A 15134-nucleotide genomic window follows, 5' to 3' on the forward strand; every position below is an offset into this window, starting at 1 on the left:
TGTGGTCTTAAAAGCCCTTAAAAAGGTTTTTGTGGTTTGGTGACGATTTTCATAGGGTTGCCAGAGCCATTCAAAGGGAAGTCAAAGTCTTTCAAAGGGTCGTCAAAGGCATTTCAAAGGGTTTTCAAAGGCAAGTCAAAGGCAAGTTAAAGGGAAGTCAAAGGCTCGCTATATTCTTTACCGCAGTCGCCAATTATTTTCCGCAGGGAATAAATTAAAGGGTAAAATTTAAAATGTATTGATAAGTAAGCCTTTAAGAATTTTGCCCCATTTTTTCACCGCCTCAACACCGATTTTTTCACTTCAAACCTACTGTCAGCAAGGATGATCCGGTAGTTTTCAAAGTTTTTGTCGACAAAAACCTTGTTAAACCCCCAATCTCAAAAACTCCATTATCCCAATCAAACTCAAACACCCCAAATAGCAACACCACGCAATCATAATCAACGAACCCAAGCCCGGCAGCACAGTACCTCCACAGCCTCATCAATGCTCCGATAAAACGCCCCCGTCGTTCACGGGGCGTTTTTCGCCTTTCTTTGGTTACTTTCTTTGGCGAGCAAAGAAAGTAACACACTAGGATGTACCTGAAATTAGTATGGCCGATTCCCACCCCGGTACTCCCAAAAACAAAAAAGCACGTTTCTATAATAAGAAACGTGCTATTATTGATTACTACAAAACAAACTACATGCTGGCTATTTTCAGCTGCTGCGTTTTACCTTCTCTCTTAACAGTGATGTTAATTGGTTGACGTTTCCACTCGCGTTGATATTGTTCTATCGTTGCAATATTCTTGAAAGCAAGTGGTTTAATATTATTGATCAATTGTACTTCATCTCCTTCCGCAAGACCTGCTGTAGCTGCCGGGGAGTCGGGATAAATACGCATAACTTTTAGTTTACCATCTTCAAAACCGTATTGCACTTGTGCCATCCAAAAATCACCGGGATACCCAAAGTTATTGTTGGGAATCAAATAGAATTCACGCATGCCGGCATTGATGTAAATATTGAATTGCTTAATCACATCAATACCCAAACTTCCATCACTCATTGGCGACCAGCGTTCATCTCCCTCTTCGTACTGCTGCAAACTACCTTGTAAGGCCGGGATTTTTGTAGCGCCCAGTGTAATCGTATCAATCTTACCCATAGCTGTTTTGGTAGTATGACCAAAGCTGATGTTCTGGCTATACGATTCCACTCTAAAACGCTCCATAAGATTTTTATTGTGTACATATGGTCCAAATAAAATCACATTATAGCCAGCGCCTGTATCAAATGCTAAGTGTGCCAAGTGTTCGGTACCACGAATGTTAATACCGGTCGCAATTTCAGGTGTGCCTCTATATACAAGCGGTAAATAAAACCCACCTTTCGGGTAAGCTATTTCTCCTTGCGTGTATAATCGTAACACCGATTTGTCAAAGTCAATACATACCGAGTATTTGCGCATCACGTTACCCCCAAATAATCCATCTAACTCGCCATCATACTTAGGGAAAATGGCGATATTAGAACGTTCCAGCTGGATACCTTCTGCTAAGTGTAGTATGTTGTTTTCGCTGATAGTAATTTTTGCTGAGCCACCAACAATGCTTGTTTGCTGCTCGCGGCTTCCTGTTAAACCCAATTCATCGGCTACTTCTTTCTTCAACCCAACACCATCGGCACCGGTATCGAACAACATGCGTAATACTTTAGGATGGTTATTAATCTTAATCTGTACTACAATTTTCTTGTTCTCCATCACGAACGGGATAACGCCCACTTCGTGCGCAGTGGTATCTAGCTTCGCGCCATATAATTGGTCGAATAAACGAACTCGGTCGATTTTACCATCTTTATCCAATAAGATATTAGATACAGTAGGTGTTTGCTTCTCGAAGTAATATTTTACTTGTAATTGCGTACCCTCTTTTCCAGGTAAGGTTTGTAACAACTCCATTTTCTGCAAAGCCGGTTGCTTATCGAAAATTTGTTTGAGCATGCGGAAAGCATTTGGGTTACTGTAAACACTTACGCTGAAATGTTCGCCGAGCAAAGATTTAAGTGTGTCGGCATTGCGGGTTTGAAAAGCTGTGGTTAATGTTTGTATTACTTTGTCTGATTGTGCCGATGCCGGTTGTAGAGAAAAAATACCTACAGCCAGGATAATAAGCATACGGCATAGCCTCATCCCTTGGCGGGAAGGCCATGTTAATGGTTGGTGGTGCATACTTTTTTTTAATGGTTCTTGAGGGTGCAAACTAATTAACTATTCAGTCAATTCAACAACCATTCATACAAAATTTGCACAATCAGCGGAAATTCTTACTGGGAAAGGGAAGAAAATACAATGTTTTTTATTGCATGCGAATCACTTCACCATCGGCTAACACAAATAATGGCTCATCTTTCGCGGGTTTTATGCTATATAATCCTGTAAATGCACTAAAGGCAGGTAATAACGCGTATTCCTCGCCGAAGTAAAAACAAGGTAAGCGTAAGGCTTGCTTGCCGGCCCCGTACATGGTTACGCCAGGGTGCACATGGCCCGACATTACGTATTGTGCCTCCCCAGCTGCATGCAAAGCCGGGTCGTGCGAGAAGTGAATATTGCGGATGTTTAAATGATCGTGCTGTTGTATGCCCAAACGAACGTATACATCCGTAGGCATAATATCGTGGTTGCCATTTACTAGGTGAACCTGGATATGGGGAAACTGGTGTCGCCAAGTATTAAAATATTCCACATCGTTGTTGTACGTACTGTGAAACATGTCTCCTACAATAATCAATTGCGAAGGTGAAAACTGGGTAATCAATCGTTGTAAACGGAACAAATCTTCTTGCACTAAGTTGGCTGGCACAGCAATGCCTTCTCTTCTAAAGTGCGCCGATTTTCCACAATGTAAATCTGCTATCAGTAAGGCTTTTTCGTCTTCCCAATATATCGCTCGTTGCGCCGATAAACACCATTTTTGATCCTTGTATGAAAAGTAAGTTTCGCCCATTGCGGGGCAAAATTAAGGGAATTTAGAACGGCTAACATATATTGTTTGTTGCCAATTATTATTCTAATGTCATGCGTTTAATACGATCGGCTAATTTCTCGCTGGTTAAGGTTTCGCGCAAACTATCCACTTTTATTGGGAAACAGAAGGGGGTTAGTTTTGTAGGGGTTGTAAGGATAATTTTACTGTGTGAAATCCTTTCCAATGCCTCGCGTAAGCGTGCTTCTTCCATTTGGTAAAAGAAGGCTTCGTTGAATGCTTGCCGTAATAACAAGTTTTGAGGATCGTAATCTTTGAACACGTTGAATAGGAGTGAGGAAGATGATTGTAAATGTCGATTCGCTTTATGTTTACCAGGGAACCCTTGGAAAATTAATCCCGCAATCACGGCAATATCTCTGAACTTCCGCTTCGCCATTTCGGTAGCGTTAACGCTCGTTTGTAAGTCAATCATCAAGTTCTCCATGCCCAGCAATTGATGGGCATTTTCCTGTGTTAATGGTATCGGCTGGTCGGATAGTAGCTCGAATCCATAATCATTCATCGCAATGGAAAAGGTGATTGGCGTCAATTGACTAATTCTGTACGCCAACAAGGCTGCCATTACCTCGTGTACTAAACGACCTTCAAATGGATATACAAATAAATGGTGGCCATCTTTCGTATAAATATTTTCAATCAATAATTCATCTTCCCGGGGAATGTACGACAAGAAATTTTGCAGTTCGAATAAGGGTGATAACGATTTTATTTCAATGTCTTTACTCTTAGCGGCTTTGGATGCTTCGTTGAATTTCGCACGCAACATATGCCCAAGGTTCGCCGATAAAGGTACGCGCCCACCATTCCAACTAGGCACAATACTCTTACCCGGACCTGCTTTGCGAACTAATACCGTCATGTCTTTAATCATCACATACTCCAACCTTCTACCACTTAGTGTAAAGAAATCTCCCGGCGAAAGCCTCGAAATAAATCCTTCTTCAATCACCCCAATATAACCACCCGTCATAAACTTCACTTTCAACATCGCATCACTCACAATGGTGCCGATATGTAAACGGTGACGCATAGAAATTTTCCTACTCAAACAAGCATATAATCCTTCTTCCGTTATCTCTAATTTCTTAAACTCATCGTATTGATATAAGGCTTCGCCACCGGTTGTGAGGAAGGAAAGAATCCATAGCCATTCGTCATGTTCAATATCTTGAAAGCAGAAGGTGCTCTTTACTTCGTCGAAAGCAATTGCTGGATCGAACCCATCGGAAACACCTAATGTAACTAAGTATTGCAACAGCACATCCCATGCTAACATCACCGGCTGCCTGCTTTCTACTACTTCTTCTTTCATCGCGGTTTTCAATGCCGCAGCTTCCACTAGTTCCAATGCATGTGTAGGCAGAAACCAAATCTTGCTCACTTCGTTAGGCGAGTGGCCGCTACGCCCAGCCCTTTGCAAGAAACGCGCTACACCTTTCGGGCTGCCCACTTGTATTACGGTATCTACTGGTCGAAAGTCAACACCTAAATCCAAACTCGATGTACACACAACTAGTTTCAATACCCCGTTATGCAAAGCTTCTTCTACCCACATACGCAATTCCGCGTCGATAGAACCATGGTGGAGGGCTATTAAACCCGCAAACTCGGGGTATAAGCGTAAGATCTCTTGGTACCACATTTCTGCCATCATCCGGGTATTGGTGAATAGTAAAGTGGTTCTACTTTCCTCGATAATCGGGATCGCTTGGTGTAATAATTTCAACCCCATATGTCCTGCCCATGGGTACTTTTCAATTTCCGGGGGAATAATACTGTGCAGCTCAATTTGCTTGTGAAGATCTGCCTTTACAATCATACCATCCGTGTTTCCCGGGCCTAGTAGCACTTGCATGGCCTCGTCGAGGTTGCCAATAGTAGCCGATATGCCCCAAGTACGTAAACCAGGTGATAGGGTTCTTAAACGCGAAAGCGCAAGTTCTACCATTACGCCGCGTTTGCTGCCGAGAAGCTCATGCCATTCGTCGCATACCACGGTGCGTAAGTGTTTAAAATATTTGGGGTAACCTTTTTGCGAAAGTAAAATATGCATGCTTTCCGGGGTAATAATTAATACTTCCGGCATTTGCACCTGCTGAGCCTTACGTGTTTGGGTAGACGTATCGCCGCTCCGGATGCCTACTTTCCATGATATATTCAATTCAGCAATCACTTCTTCCATAGCACGACCAATATCTTTTGCCAACGCGCGCAAGGGCGTAATCCAAATTAATTGTAAGCCGTTATTTTGTTGCTGTTGATAAGTGGTAGGATGTGCGTCGATCCATTCAATCAAAGCACCGAGAAATAGGGAGAAAGTTTTACCAAAACCTGTTGGTGCATTCACAAGGCCAGAGCGCCCGTGGAGCAAATGTTCCCATGCTTCTTCTTGGAACGCGAACGGCTGCTGTCCTTTCTGCGCCAACCATTCCGTAATAATATTCCATCCTTTCGAGTTCGACATCATTATAAAATTACATCAAAATGCGAACCTAGCCACTGTATAGAAAAGCTATATTTTTGCAGGATGAGTATATCGTCGTTTTTTCAAATCAAACAACACAATACAACTATTAAGAAGGAGGTATTAGCTGGGCTGACTACCTTTTCCACCATGGCTTACATCCTCGTGGTGAATCCCATCATATTGTCCAAAACAGGCATGGATTTCAATGCCTTAATCACCGCCACAGCATTAGCGGCCGCCATCGGAACCTTTGTAATGGCCGTGGTAGCTAAATTACCTATAGGCTTGGCGCCGGGCATGGGCTTGAATGCTTTTTTCGCATACACAGTGGTGTTATCGATGGGGTATAGTTGGCAATTTGCGCTAACGGCTGTTTTCTTAGAAGGGATCATTTTTATATTCCTATCGCTCTTTAGCATCCGGGAAGCAATTATTAACAGTATTCCGGATAATTTGAAGCACGCGATATCGGTAGGGATTGGGTTATTGATTGCCTTAATTGGTATGTCGAATGCCGGTGTTATTGAAACGGGAATGAAGTATGTGGGTGATGGAAAGCTCGACGGTGTAATTCTTAAAATGGGTGATATTACTGCTACGGGCCCCATGATTGCGCTAATTGGGTTGATTGTAAGTGCTGTGTTGATGTATAGAAAAGTGAATGCGGCTTTGCTGATTGGGATTGTGGTAGCTACGATTATAGGTATTCCATTGGGTATAACTATTTGGCCGGCAGGTGGTCACCTTATTGGTTGGCCGCCTAGTATAAAACCCATCGCGTTCCAATTACAATTCAGCGAAATATTTACCTTAAAAATGGTCGTGATCTTGTTCACCTTGCTCATGATCAACCTTTTCGATACTGTTGGGACCTTAATCGGGCTTTGTCATAAAGCAGGTTTATTAACAGCCGATGGTAAATTGCCACGTGCAAAGCAGGCCTTACTAGCAGATGCCGTAGGCACCACAGCCGGTGCCCTGCTGGGTACAAGCGTAGTAACGGCGTATGTTGAAAGTGCCAGTGGTATTGCTGCCGGTGGTAAAACAGGCTTAACGGCCCTTACCGTATCGGGCATGTTCCTGTTAGCCTTATTTTTTGCCCCATTATTTGCCATGATTCCTGCTGCAGCAACGGCCCCTGCTTTAATTATTGTGGGCATGTTGATGATGAGTGCTGTAACCGAAATAAAATTCGATGATATTACCGAGGCTTTGCCTGCCTTTTTAACCATTGCCATGATGCCTTATACTTATAGCATTGCACATGGTATTGTGTTTGGGATGCTGTCGTATGTGCTGTTGAAGGTATTAACGGGTCGTGTGAAGGAAATTAGCACAATCATGTATGTACTATTTGTGCTGTTTATATTGAGTTTTTTGGTGCATTAGGTGTGCTTTTTGATGATATGTTACTTGTAACCCCGTTATGCTGATGGCTTAATGGGGTTTTGAATACCAGTCGCATATAGCCTTATAAGGTGCTTCTTTTGATAATGCTAGGTTGAAATGAAGTTGAAAACGCTTTTATCTAATATATATCAAATACATTCCCTTATATGCTTATCATTACCCCAATTTTCTACCTATTAACTGTAAATTATCTTTAGGCTGTTTTCAAGTACTTATCAAGTACCTACCATGTAGTTTCTAAGTAGTTTCCATGTAAGTTCCATGTAAATACCAAGTAATTCCATGTAGTTTGCCTATCTCCACCCTATCCTCACCCTATCTTCAGCCTATTCTCTCCCTATTATTACCCTATTATCACCCATATACAACTCCAATCAAGCTTATTCTTTTCTTCACCGGCTCCAATAAAAAAACACCGGCATAACCGGTGTTTCCAAACAAAACATCAAAAGAAAAATCTTAATGGGTGAATAACAAGCGAATCCCCACCAGCAGTAATGCCGCGGCAAGGAACATAATAATACGTTTCGGTTTCACTTTATGCGATAGGCCAGCCCCTAATTGTGCACCGGCTACTACACCTATGCCGATGTAAACCGCCATTTGCCAACCTTCCCAGAAGCTACCTTGAATCATGTGAACGATCGTTCCACTCAAGGCCATGATGGCTAAAATAAAGTGAGAAGTAGCTGTGGCAATATGGATCGGGAAATCCAGTAAACTCACCAAGGCCGGTACGTGGATAATACCACCGCCAATACCCAGCAAACTGGATAAGAATCCAACTAAGAAGCTAATAACAATACCTACCCACAAGTTAAATTGGAAGGTATGTACATGCCCATTACTATCGGTAATACTACGCTGGGCTAATTTACCCCGGTTGAAGAAGTGCGCGTATGCTCCTTGTGCCGGTTTTACAAATAAAAACACGGAAATCACAATCAGCAAAGCTCCTAAGATCATGTTGAAAACATGGCGGGAAATAACGCTCGTTAACAGGGCGCCTAAAACTGATCCCGGTAAAGTAGCCACGGCAAAGTAAATCGCCGATTTATAATCAATCCGCTTCATGCGGGCATAAGCAAAAGAACCAGAGGTGGCATTTAAAAATACGACTGCTAAGGAAATACTGGTTAGTACATCCGCCGGCATATCTGGGAACATAAACAACAGGATGGGTACCAAAATAAATCCACCGCCTGCGCCTATCAATGTTCCGAATGTGCCAATCAAAAACCCTAAACCAATCAAAAAAATGCCATGTTGCATATAAGCCGTTAGAATAGTTTTCCGTGAAAAATGTATATACCCAAACCAATATTTACGATGCAACATTATAGGAAAGATAAGCTGCCACGTTGATTGGCAACCTCTTTTAATGGTTCGGTTAAATAAATGATGGGTTGTTATGACTAGTGTACTAGGTATAACGGGGGCACCGCAATAGGTGTATAGCCTTGTTTTGGTGTGCCAATTTAAAAGTAAAGTTAAATAATTTTTGGATTTCTAGTACGGTTTGAAATTTATAACTTATTGATTATTAGTATGTATAGTCTACCAACACTATATGGATTACCGAGTTTGCGTGCAATAAAAAACCGCCCGGAATGCTGAATTCTCGGGCGGTGTAAGCTTTTTATATATGCGCAATTATTGTATTGCGTTCATTTTGTAGTCGGCACTATCACCTTTTTGGATGATATAAATATTCTTATTCTCGAAATAATCTGGCTGTTCCTCGCCCTGTTTCAAGTAAATAGGCTGGAAATTGAAGTTCGTAAATACTTTATAAGGCGAGTCATTTACATCTTTATTAAAGTAAACACCACTCCTTCCCAATAATTTCGCGAAGTAATACGTAAACTCGAATCCTTTAAATGCATTGTCTGAAGGACGGGCACGGTAAGTTTTGCGGAAATTTTCCGTGATATACTTGCTGAAAGCATCGTTTTTATCGTTGTAGTACGGGCTGCTGTAGTAAATAGTTAAACCGTTGAATTCCGGTTCTTTGAACTTCATCACGTCCCAAGTAGGCATACCAAAGATCTGCATAGGGTAAGTAGATGATTGCGCACTTAATTTACGGAGAATGGTTTTAGCACCTGCTTCATCCAAAGCTGCGATGATGCACAAGTTTGGCCTGTCGGTTAATAAATACTGCGACAATTCCGTTTCTGTCATGTTTTCATTCCATACTACTTCCCGGATGCGGGCCTTTTTATCATATTGCATGGCATCGTGTGCTGCTTTAATGTCGGCGGCAATGCGCGATTCTAAGGCACTGTTTCTTCTGAAAACGAGTATGTTCTTATTAGCGTAGCCTCTTTGTACATACTCTTGAATTGCATCTGAGTGTGATTTAAGGGTACTATTACCAATAAATAAGAATGGGTTCTCGGTAATACCACCATCATTAGGGTAGGTGGCAGATACAAAGTTGATTTCTTTCTGCTTCGCAAAATCGCTCAGTACTTTAATCTCGGGTGTAGATACAGAGCCGATAATTAAGTCGATGCTTTCCAATTGTTTAGCTTTAATCAATTGGGCAGGGTCGTTTTGCTTGGCTTTGGAATCGTATACAAATACGTTGAATTTGTAGCCTTGTTTTTGGAGGGTATCGAGGGCGAGCTGTACACCTTCGTAGAATTCGAGGCCTGGCAATACGTAACGGGGCATTACGCGGCCGGGGATGTCGAGCGAATTAGCAAATACCGAATCCAAGTATAAAGGGGCAAATACAGCGATATTGTAACTATTTCTTTTTACTTCTTTCGCGAACGCAGGTACGTTGAAAGGAGCTTTAACGGTCGGCTTCTTTTCTTCTTTCTTTTCTTCGGTAGTAGGCTTCTTAACTACTTGTGGCGTAGGTGTTTGCGTGCTGACTTTAGCCGTTTTACACGCAGCCATCATCATGCAGAAAACCATGCATGCCAGCAAGCTGTGTAACAGTTTTATTCGATTCATAGCGTGCTTCAATTACAAAAATCGTTCCTCTTTTAAGGCGAAACGGGTTATAAAGATAATGGCAACAGCCTTGAAAGTACTGTTGCCATTGCATATCGTTCGTATGTTAAATTATTCCCACTCGATCGTTGCCGGTGGTTTAGAACTAATATCATACACCACGCGGTTAATTCCTTTCACCTTGTTAATGATATCGTTAGAAACCTTGGCTAAGAACTCGTACGGTAAATGTGCCCAGTCGGCTGTCATACCATCTAAAGAGGTAACTGCTCTTAAGGCTACTGTAAACTCGTATGTACGTTCATCGCCCATAACGCCTACGCTTTGTACCGGCAACAAGATAGTACCTGCTTGCCAAACTTGGTTGTACAAGTTGCTTTCACGTAACCCGTCGATATATACTGCATCTGCTTCTTGCAACAAGGCTACTTTCTCTGGGGTAATTTCACCCAAGATACGGATGGCTAAGCCTGGTCCTGGGAAAGGATGGCGTGCTAAGAAAATATCGCTGATACCAATTTCTTTACCTACACGGCGTACCTCGTCTTTGAACAAGAAACGCAATGGTTCTACCAATTTCATGTTCATTTTCTCTGGTAAACCACCTACGTTATGGTGAGATTTAATGGTAGCAGAAGGACCGTTTACGCTAACAGATTCAATTACATCCGGGTAAATGGTACCTTGACCTAAGAACGCGATATCTTTTAATTCATTGGCTTCTTGTTGGAATACTTCGATGAATAAGCGGCCGATGATCTTACGTTTAGTTTCAGGATCGGTTACTCCTTTCAATTCACCGTAGAATAAATCTTTCGCATTCACACCTTTTACGTTCAAGCCCATGTGCTTGTAAGATTCGAGTACAGATTCGAACTCGTTTTTACGTAAAAGACCGTTATCTACGAAAATGCAATATAATTTATCACCAATGGCTTTGTGGATCAATTCTGCCGCTACGGTAGAATCTACACCGCCACTAAGTGCCATTACTACTTTTTTATCGCCTACTTCTTGCTTAATGCGCTCGATCGTTTCTTGAACGAAGGCTGCCGGTGTCCAATCTTGGGAAATGCCACAGATATGAACGAGGAAGTTGCGGATAATTTGTTTACCCTCGATAGAGTGGGTTACTTCCGGGTGGAATTGTAAACCGAAGATAGGGTGGGTAGTTAAAGTGCTGCATTTGAAAGCTGCTACCGGGATGTTTTCGGTAGTCGCAACTACTTCAAACGCTTCCGGGATACGAACAATCGTATCGGCATGGCTCATCCAAACTTGGCTTTTTTCAGAGATATCGTAGAACAATTTCTCCTCTTTGTCGGAATGTTCCATGGTAGCACGACCGTATTCGCGGTGATTACTTTTTGCTACTTCACCGCCGAAGTATTGTGCCATGTGCTGTGCGCCGTAGCAAATACCCAAAACCGGTACTTGCGCTGCCAAAGCTGTAATATCAACTTTAGGTGCATTCGGATCGTTTACTGAAAACGGGCTACCCGATAAAATAATGCCTTTTACGCTGGAATCAATTTCTACAGGCTTTAAGCACGGCTGAATTTCACAATATACATTAAGCTCCCTAATGCATCTTGCAATCAATTGCGTGTACTGGGAACCGAAGTCGAGGATCAAAATCTTTTCTGTCATGGTGGTGCAAAGATAATGAGAGTTTAAAGATTAAAAATTGGCGGAACGGAAAATTTAGCGTTTTGTTGTGTAGATGAGGGTTTTAGGTAGAATTTCCATCCCAATGCCGCCCATTTTTCCACCCAGCAACTACCCTTCCCCAACTTTTTTCAAAAAAAATTGGCCGACTTGTGCAACCATTCTTTAAAACCTGTTACCTTAATATAAATACCAAAACATCGCCCATTGCGGTGCAAAATTTTAAAAACACTTAACGCATTTAAAAACCAGGATATGAAACTCTTATTTAGATTACCCCTCTTATTAATGCTCCTAGCTAGCGTATTAACCAGCTGCGATGCTATCGGCCAACGAGTAACCGGCAATGGCGACGTTGTTAAACAAAATATTAGCGTTGGTAGCTTCAATTCTATCGCGCTTTTAGGTTCTACAGATGCCATCGTAACTAAAGGCAATACGGTAAGTGTTGTGGTAGAAGGCGAAAGCAATATCATCCCTTTATTAGAAATTAAAGTAGAAGGTGGTGAGTTGAAAATTGGTACTAAACGCGGTGTTAGCTACAACACGCATAAAGACATTAAAGTATATATTACTACACCAAACTTGGAAGGTGTTTCTTTAACCGGTAGCGGCGACATGATCGTGAAAGACGAATTCACTTCGAACAGCAACGTAACGGTTAAATTAACCGGCTCTGGCAACTTGAACGCTAAGTTCAAAGCACCTAATGTAAAAGCGGTATTAACGGGTTCTGGCGACTTAGTAGTAGGTGGCTCTACCAAAAATGTTGATATTTCTATCAGCGGTAGCGGTGATGTAAATGCAAAAAATTTATTATCTGAAAACGCGGATGTACAGATTTCCGGCAGTGGCGATGTAGATTGTCATGCAAGCGTAGGCTTGAATGTTAGGATTTCTGGCAGCGGCGATGTGAAATATTCTGGTTCACCCAGTGTGAACACGAAAGTATCGGGTTCAGGTAGTGTTAGAAAATCATAATTGTACATTTAGTTTAAGTTAGGCAAAGGGAGGCAACATGGTTTGCCTCTTTTTGTTTTTGGCAAAAAAATTAGGTGAAACGGAGAATTCGTAGGATATTGAAGCCAATTGTAGTGAAAACTACGCCTATAATTGCACAACTTTAGAGCGTTCAATGCAGGAAACCAGGGCATGACAATTTGTTTGTTAATTGATCCGGAGTCTTTGCTGGTGAATGTTCTATGTTATAACTTATTAAAAAAATAATTATACACTAGTTAAGATTTTTGTAAGTTTACAGCTTGAATCGAGAACAGGAATCCTATATAATGAACCAACAACTGAAGATACTGGTTGTATACTACTCACAAAGTGGCCAGCTCAAGCAAATTATCGATACCATTGTGGCTCCATTTCAGCACAAAGCATCGATTGTATATAAGCTAATAGAGCCGGTAGAGCCCTTCCCATTCCCCTGGAAAAAGCAACAGTTTTTTGATGCGATGCCCGAATGTGTGTTGGCCCGGCCAAGGGCTGTTAAATACATTGGTGTAAGTGCCGATGAGCATTTCGACTTGGTCATTTTAGGATATACCCCTTGGTTCTTATCGCCTTCTCAGCCCGTTGCTGGCTTTTTACAAAGTGAAGAAGGTAAAAGTATATTAAAAGGAAAGCGTGTGCTAACCGTGTCGGGTTGCCGTAATATGTGGCTCAATGCCCAAGAAGCGATTAAACGTTACTTGTCGGCTGCGGGTGCTACATTGGTAGGTAATATTGCCTTGGTAGATAAAAATCACAACTTGGTTTCTTTATTTACGATCCAGCGATGGGCGTTTAAAGGAAAGAAAGATGGTCATTTTATTTTGCCACCGGCCGGGGTGCAGGAAGAAGATATAAAGGCTTGTGACAGATTTGCTGCACCAATTGTAGCAGCATTGGAGAACAATAAGATGGATACATTGCAAGCGGAGCTAGTACAACTTGGCGCCGCGGAAGTATTGCCCAGTTTAGTAGTGCTGGAGAACCGGGGTACAAAACCGTTCAAGTTTTTCGCGAAGTTTATCAGCGATAAAGGAGGCCCGGCAGCACCATCACGACAAGGACGTGTTTCATTATACAGGAATCTATTGCCAATTGCGGTTATCATATTATCACCTATATCAGCTTTATCTGCTTTAATAACACTTATTACAAAAAAGAAACAATTAAACGAAGAAGTAGCCTATTACAAGGGAATTGAACTTAGGAAAGCCTAAATTTTTGTAGTTAGCACCATACTTGCTACAGTGAATGTAACTTTCGTGGAAAGAATAAGACCCGCGTTTACAGTATATCCGTTTAGTATTATATATTTACGGCCGCTTTAACTTTTTAAAACCTGTCATGAAAGAAGTTTTTATCACTAGGCTCGCAAAATGTTTACCTAATGAGCCAGTCGGGAATGACGAAATGGAAAGCATCCTGGGTAAGATCGATGGCAAGCCATCTCGCGCCAGGGCAATCGTTTTGAACAGTAACAAGATCAAAACACGCTATTACGCGATGGATAAAGAAGGTAATATTACGCACACCAACGCATCTATGACGGCAGAGGCAGTAAGAAACCTATTCGATAATAAATTTCCAATCGAACAACTCGAGTTATTGGCTTGTGGCACTACTTCACCCGACCAATTACTACCTAACCACGCTGTAATGGTACACGGCTTGTTAAAATGCCAACCCGTAGAACTATTATCTGCAACCGGTGCATGTGCTGCCGGTATGCAAGCTTTTAAATACGCATACATGAGCATCAAATGTGGTAACACTTCCAATGCCGTTTCTACCGGCTCTGAAAGATTATCCACCTGGATGCAAGCAACTAAGTTTGAACCCGAAACCGCTATCGTTCACGAAATTGAAGGCAATCCTATTATCGCGTTTGAAAAAGATTTCTTACGCTGGATGCTCTCCGATGGTGCTTGTGCCGCCCTCTTCCAAGATAAACCTAACGAAGATGGCCTTAGCTTACGTGTAGATTGGGTAGAAATTGCTTCTTACGCAAACGAGTACGAAACTTGTATGTACGCCGGTGCTATCAAAGAAGAGGATGGTAATGTGAAAGGTTGGGTTGATATGACCCCGGAAGAATGGGCTGCCAATAGCGCCTTTTCTTTCAAGCAAGACACCAAAATGCTCGGTAAAAACATCGTTCCTATCGGTGCTAAATGGTGGGTAGAACTCGTTGAAAAACATAATATTAAGGTCGATGAAATCGACTTCTTCCTCCCGCACTTGTCTTCCGAATTTTTCCGCATGAAAATTGATGAAGAAATGAAGAAACAAGGTGGATACGTTCCGCAAGAAAAATGGTTCACCAACCTTACGAAGGTAGGTAACGTAGGTACTGCGTCGCCATACCTGATGTTGGAAGAATTGCTAAATACAGGTAAATTGAAGAAAGGACAGAAGATTATTTTGATGGTACCAGAAAGTGCCCGCTTCTCCTATTCTTATGCTCAAATTACAGTCGTTTAATCAGCACGGCCTACACCAACAGGTTTTAGCAGGAATCAATAGCACGTATTACAGCATCAGCTTAGCAACAACATTTACCTCCTAAACATATTGCATACAAAT

At 41.9% G+C, this 15134-nt stretch carries 10 protein-coding genes; 4 read left to right on the forward strand and 6 right to left on the reverse strand.

Going from position 1 to position 15134, the window contains the following annotated elements; translation table 11 throughout:
* Positions 1–687: 687 nt before the first annotated feature.
* The 3 genes from LX64_RS03080 to LX64_RS03090 form a co-directional block, all read right to left on the reverse strand.
* Positions 688–2220, reverse strand: coding sequence for an aspartyl protease family protein (locus tag LX64_RS03080; RefSeq protein ID WP_111596126.1), 1533 nt, complete (start codon positions 2218–2220; stop codon positions 688–690).
* 127 nt (positions 2221–2347) lie between these two features.
* Positions 2348–2998: a ligase-associated DNA damage response endonuclease PdeM gene (gene pdeM / locus LX64_RS03085; RefSeq protein ID WP_111596127.1), complete on the reverse strand. Its 651-nt coding sequence runs from the start codon at positions 2996–2998 to the stop codon at positions 2348–2350.
* 58 nt (positions 2999–3056) lie between these two features.
* Positions 3057–5504 (reverse strand): ligase-associated DNA damage response DEXH box helicase, encoded by a 2448-nt coding sequence (locus LX64_RS03090; RefSeq protein ID WP_245952524.1) that lies wholly within the window; start codon positions 5502–5504, stop codon positions 3057–3059.
* A gap of 63 nt (positions 5505–5567) precedes the next feature.
* On the opposite strand from LX64_RS03090, the gene LX64_RS03095 reads away from it, so the two are divergent.
* A complete protein-coding gene (locus LX64_RS03095; protein ID WP_111596129.1) occupies positions 5568–6896 on the forward strand; it encodes an NCS2 family permease in 1329 nt (442 codons plus the stop codon).
* Between the two features lie 480 nt (positions 6897–7376).
* Here LX64_RS03095 and LX64_RS03100 read toward each other — a convergent pair whose 3' ends face one another.
* The 3 genes from LX64_RS03100 to guaA all read right to left on the reverse strand — a co-directional run bounded on the left by LX64_RS03100 (position 7377) and on the right by guaA (position 11534).
* A complete protein-coding gene (locus LX64_RS03100) occupies positions 7377–8189 on the reverse strand; it encodes a sulfite exporter TauE/SafE family protein (RefSeq protein ID WP_111596130.1) in 813 nt (270 codons plus the stop codon).
* Positions 8190–8570: 381 nt separating this feature from the next.
* Complete coding sequence (locus tag LX64_RS03105) at positions 8571–9884, reverse strand: ABC transporter substrate-binding protein (protein WP_111596131.1); 1314 nt, start codon at positions 9882–9884, stop codon at positions 8571–8573.
* A gap of 111 nt (positions 9885–9995) precedes the next feature.
* Positions 9996–11534, reverse strand: coding sequence for a glutamine-hydrolyzing GMP synthase (gene guaA, locus LX64_RS03110; protein WP_111596132.1), 1539 nt, complete (start codon positions 11532–11534; stop codon positions 9996–9998).
* 273 nt (positions 11535–11807) lie between these two features.
* Here guaA and LX64_RS03115 point away from each other — a divergent pair, with 273 nt between their 5' ends.
* The 3 genes from LX64_RS03115 to LX64_RS03125 all read left to right on the forward strand — a co-directional run bounded on the left by LX64_RS03115 (position 11808) and on the right by LX64_RS03125 (position 15032).
* Positions 11808–12533 carry a head GIN domain-containing protein gene (locus LX64_RS03115; RefSeq protein WP_111596133.1) on the forward strand — a complete coding sequence of 242 codons (726 nt, stop codon included), beginning with the start codon at positions 11808–11810 and terminating at the stop codon, positions 12531–12533.
* A 308-nt stretch (positions 12534–12841) separates the two neighbouring features.
* Complete coding sequence (locus LX64_RS03120; protein WP_111596134.1) at positions 12842–13768, forward strand: hypothetical protein; 927 nt, start codon at positions 12842–12844, stop codon at positions 13766–13768.
* Between the two features lie 127 nt (positions 13769–13895).
* A complete protein-coding gene (locus tag LX64_RS03125; protein ID WP_111596135.1) occupies positions 13896–15032 on the forward strand; it encodes a beta-ketoacyl-ACP synthase III in 1137 nt (378 codons plus the stop codon).
* The last annotated feature ends 102 nt before the right edge of the window (positions 15033–15134 follow it).

Source organism: Chitinophaga skermanii (genome assembly GCF_003259335.1).
Lineage (GTDB): Bacteria > Bacteroidota > Bacteroidia > Chitinophagales > Chitinophagaceae > Chitinophaga > Chitinophaga skermanii.

Bases quoted from the DNA above. Each gene is read 5' to 3' on its own strand.
- LX64_RS03115 (WP_111596133.1), top strand. From the start codon at position 11,808: ATGAAACTCTTATTTAGATTACCCCTCTTATTAATGCTCCTAGCTAGC.
- guaA (WP_111596132.1), bottom strand. From the start codon at position 11,534: ATGACAGAAAAGATTTTGATCCTCGACTTCGGTTCCCAGTACACGCAA.
- LX64_RS03080 (WP_111596126.1), bottom strand. From the start codon at position 2,220: ATGCACCACCAACCATTAACATGGCCTTCCCGCCAAGGGATGAGGCTA.
- LX64_RS03125 (WP_111596135.1), top strand. From the start codon at position 13,896: ATGAAAGAAGTTTTTATCACTAGGCTCGCAAAATGTTTACCTAATGAG.
- LX64_RS03090 (WP_245952524.1), bottom strand. From the start codon at position 5,504: ATGTCGAACTCGAAAGGATGGAATATTATTACGGAATGGTTGGCGCAG.
- LX64_RS03105 (WP_111596131.1), bottom strand. From the start codon at position 9,884: ATGAATCGAATAAAACTGTTACACAGCTTGCTGGCATGCATGGTTTTC.
- LX64_RS03100 (WP_111596130.1), bottom strand. From the start codon at position 8,189: ATGCAACATGGCATTTTTTTGATTGGTTTAGGGTTTTTGATTGGCACA.
- LX64_RS03095 (WP_111596129.1), top strand. From the start codon at position 5,568: ATGAGTATATCGTCGTTTTTTCAAATCAAACAACACAATACAACTATT.
- pdeM (WP_111596127.1), bottom strand. From the start codon at position 2,998: ATGGGCGAAACTTACTTTTCATACAAGGATCAAAAATGGTGTTTATCG.
- LX64_RS03120 (WP_111596134.1), top strand. From the start codon at position 12,842: ATGAACCAACAACTGAAGATACTGGTTGTATACTACTCACAAAGTGGC.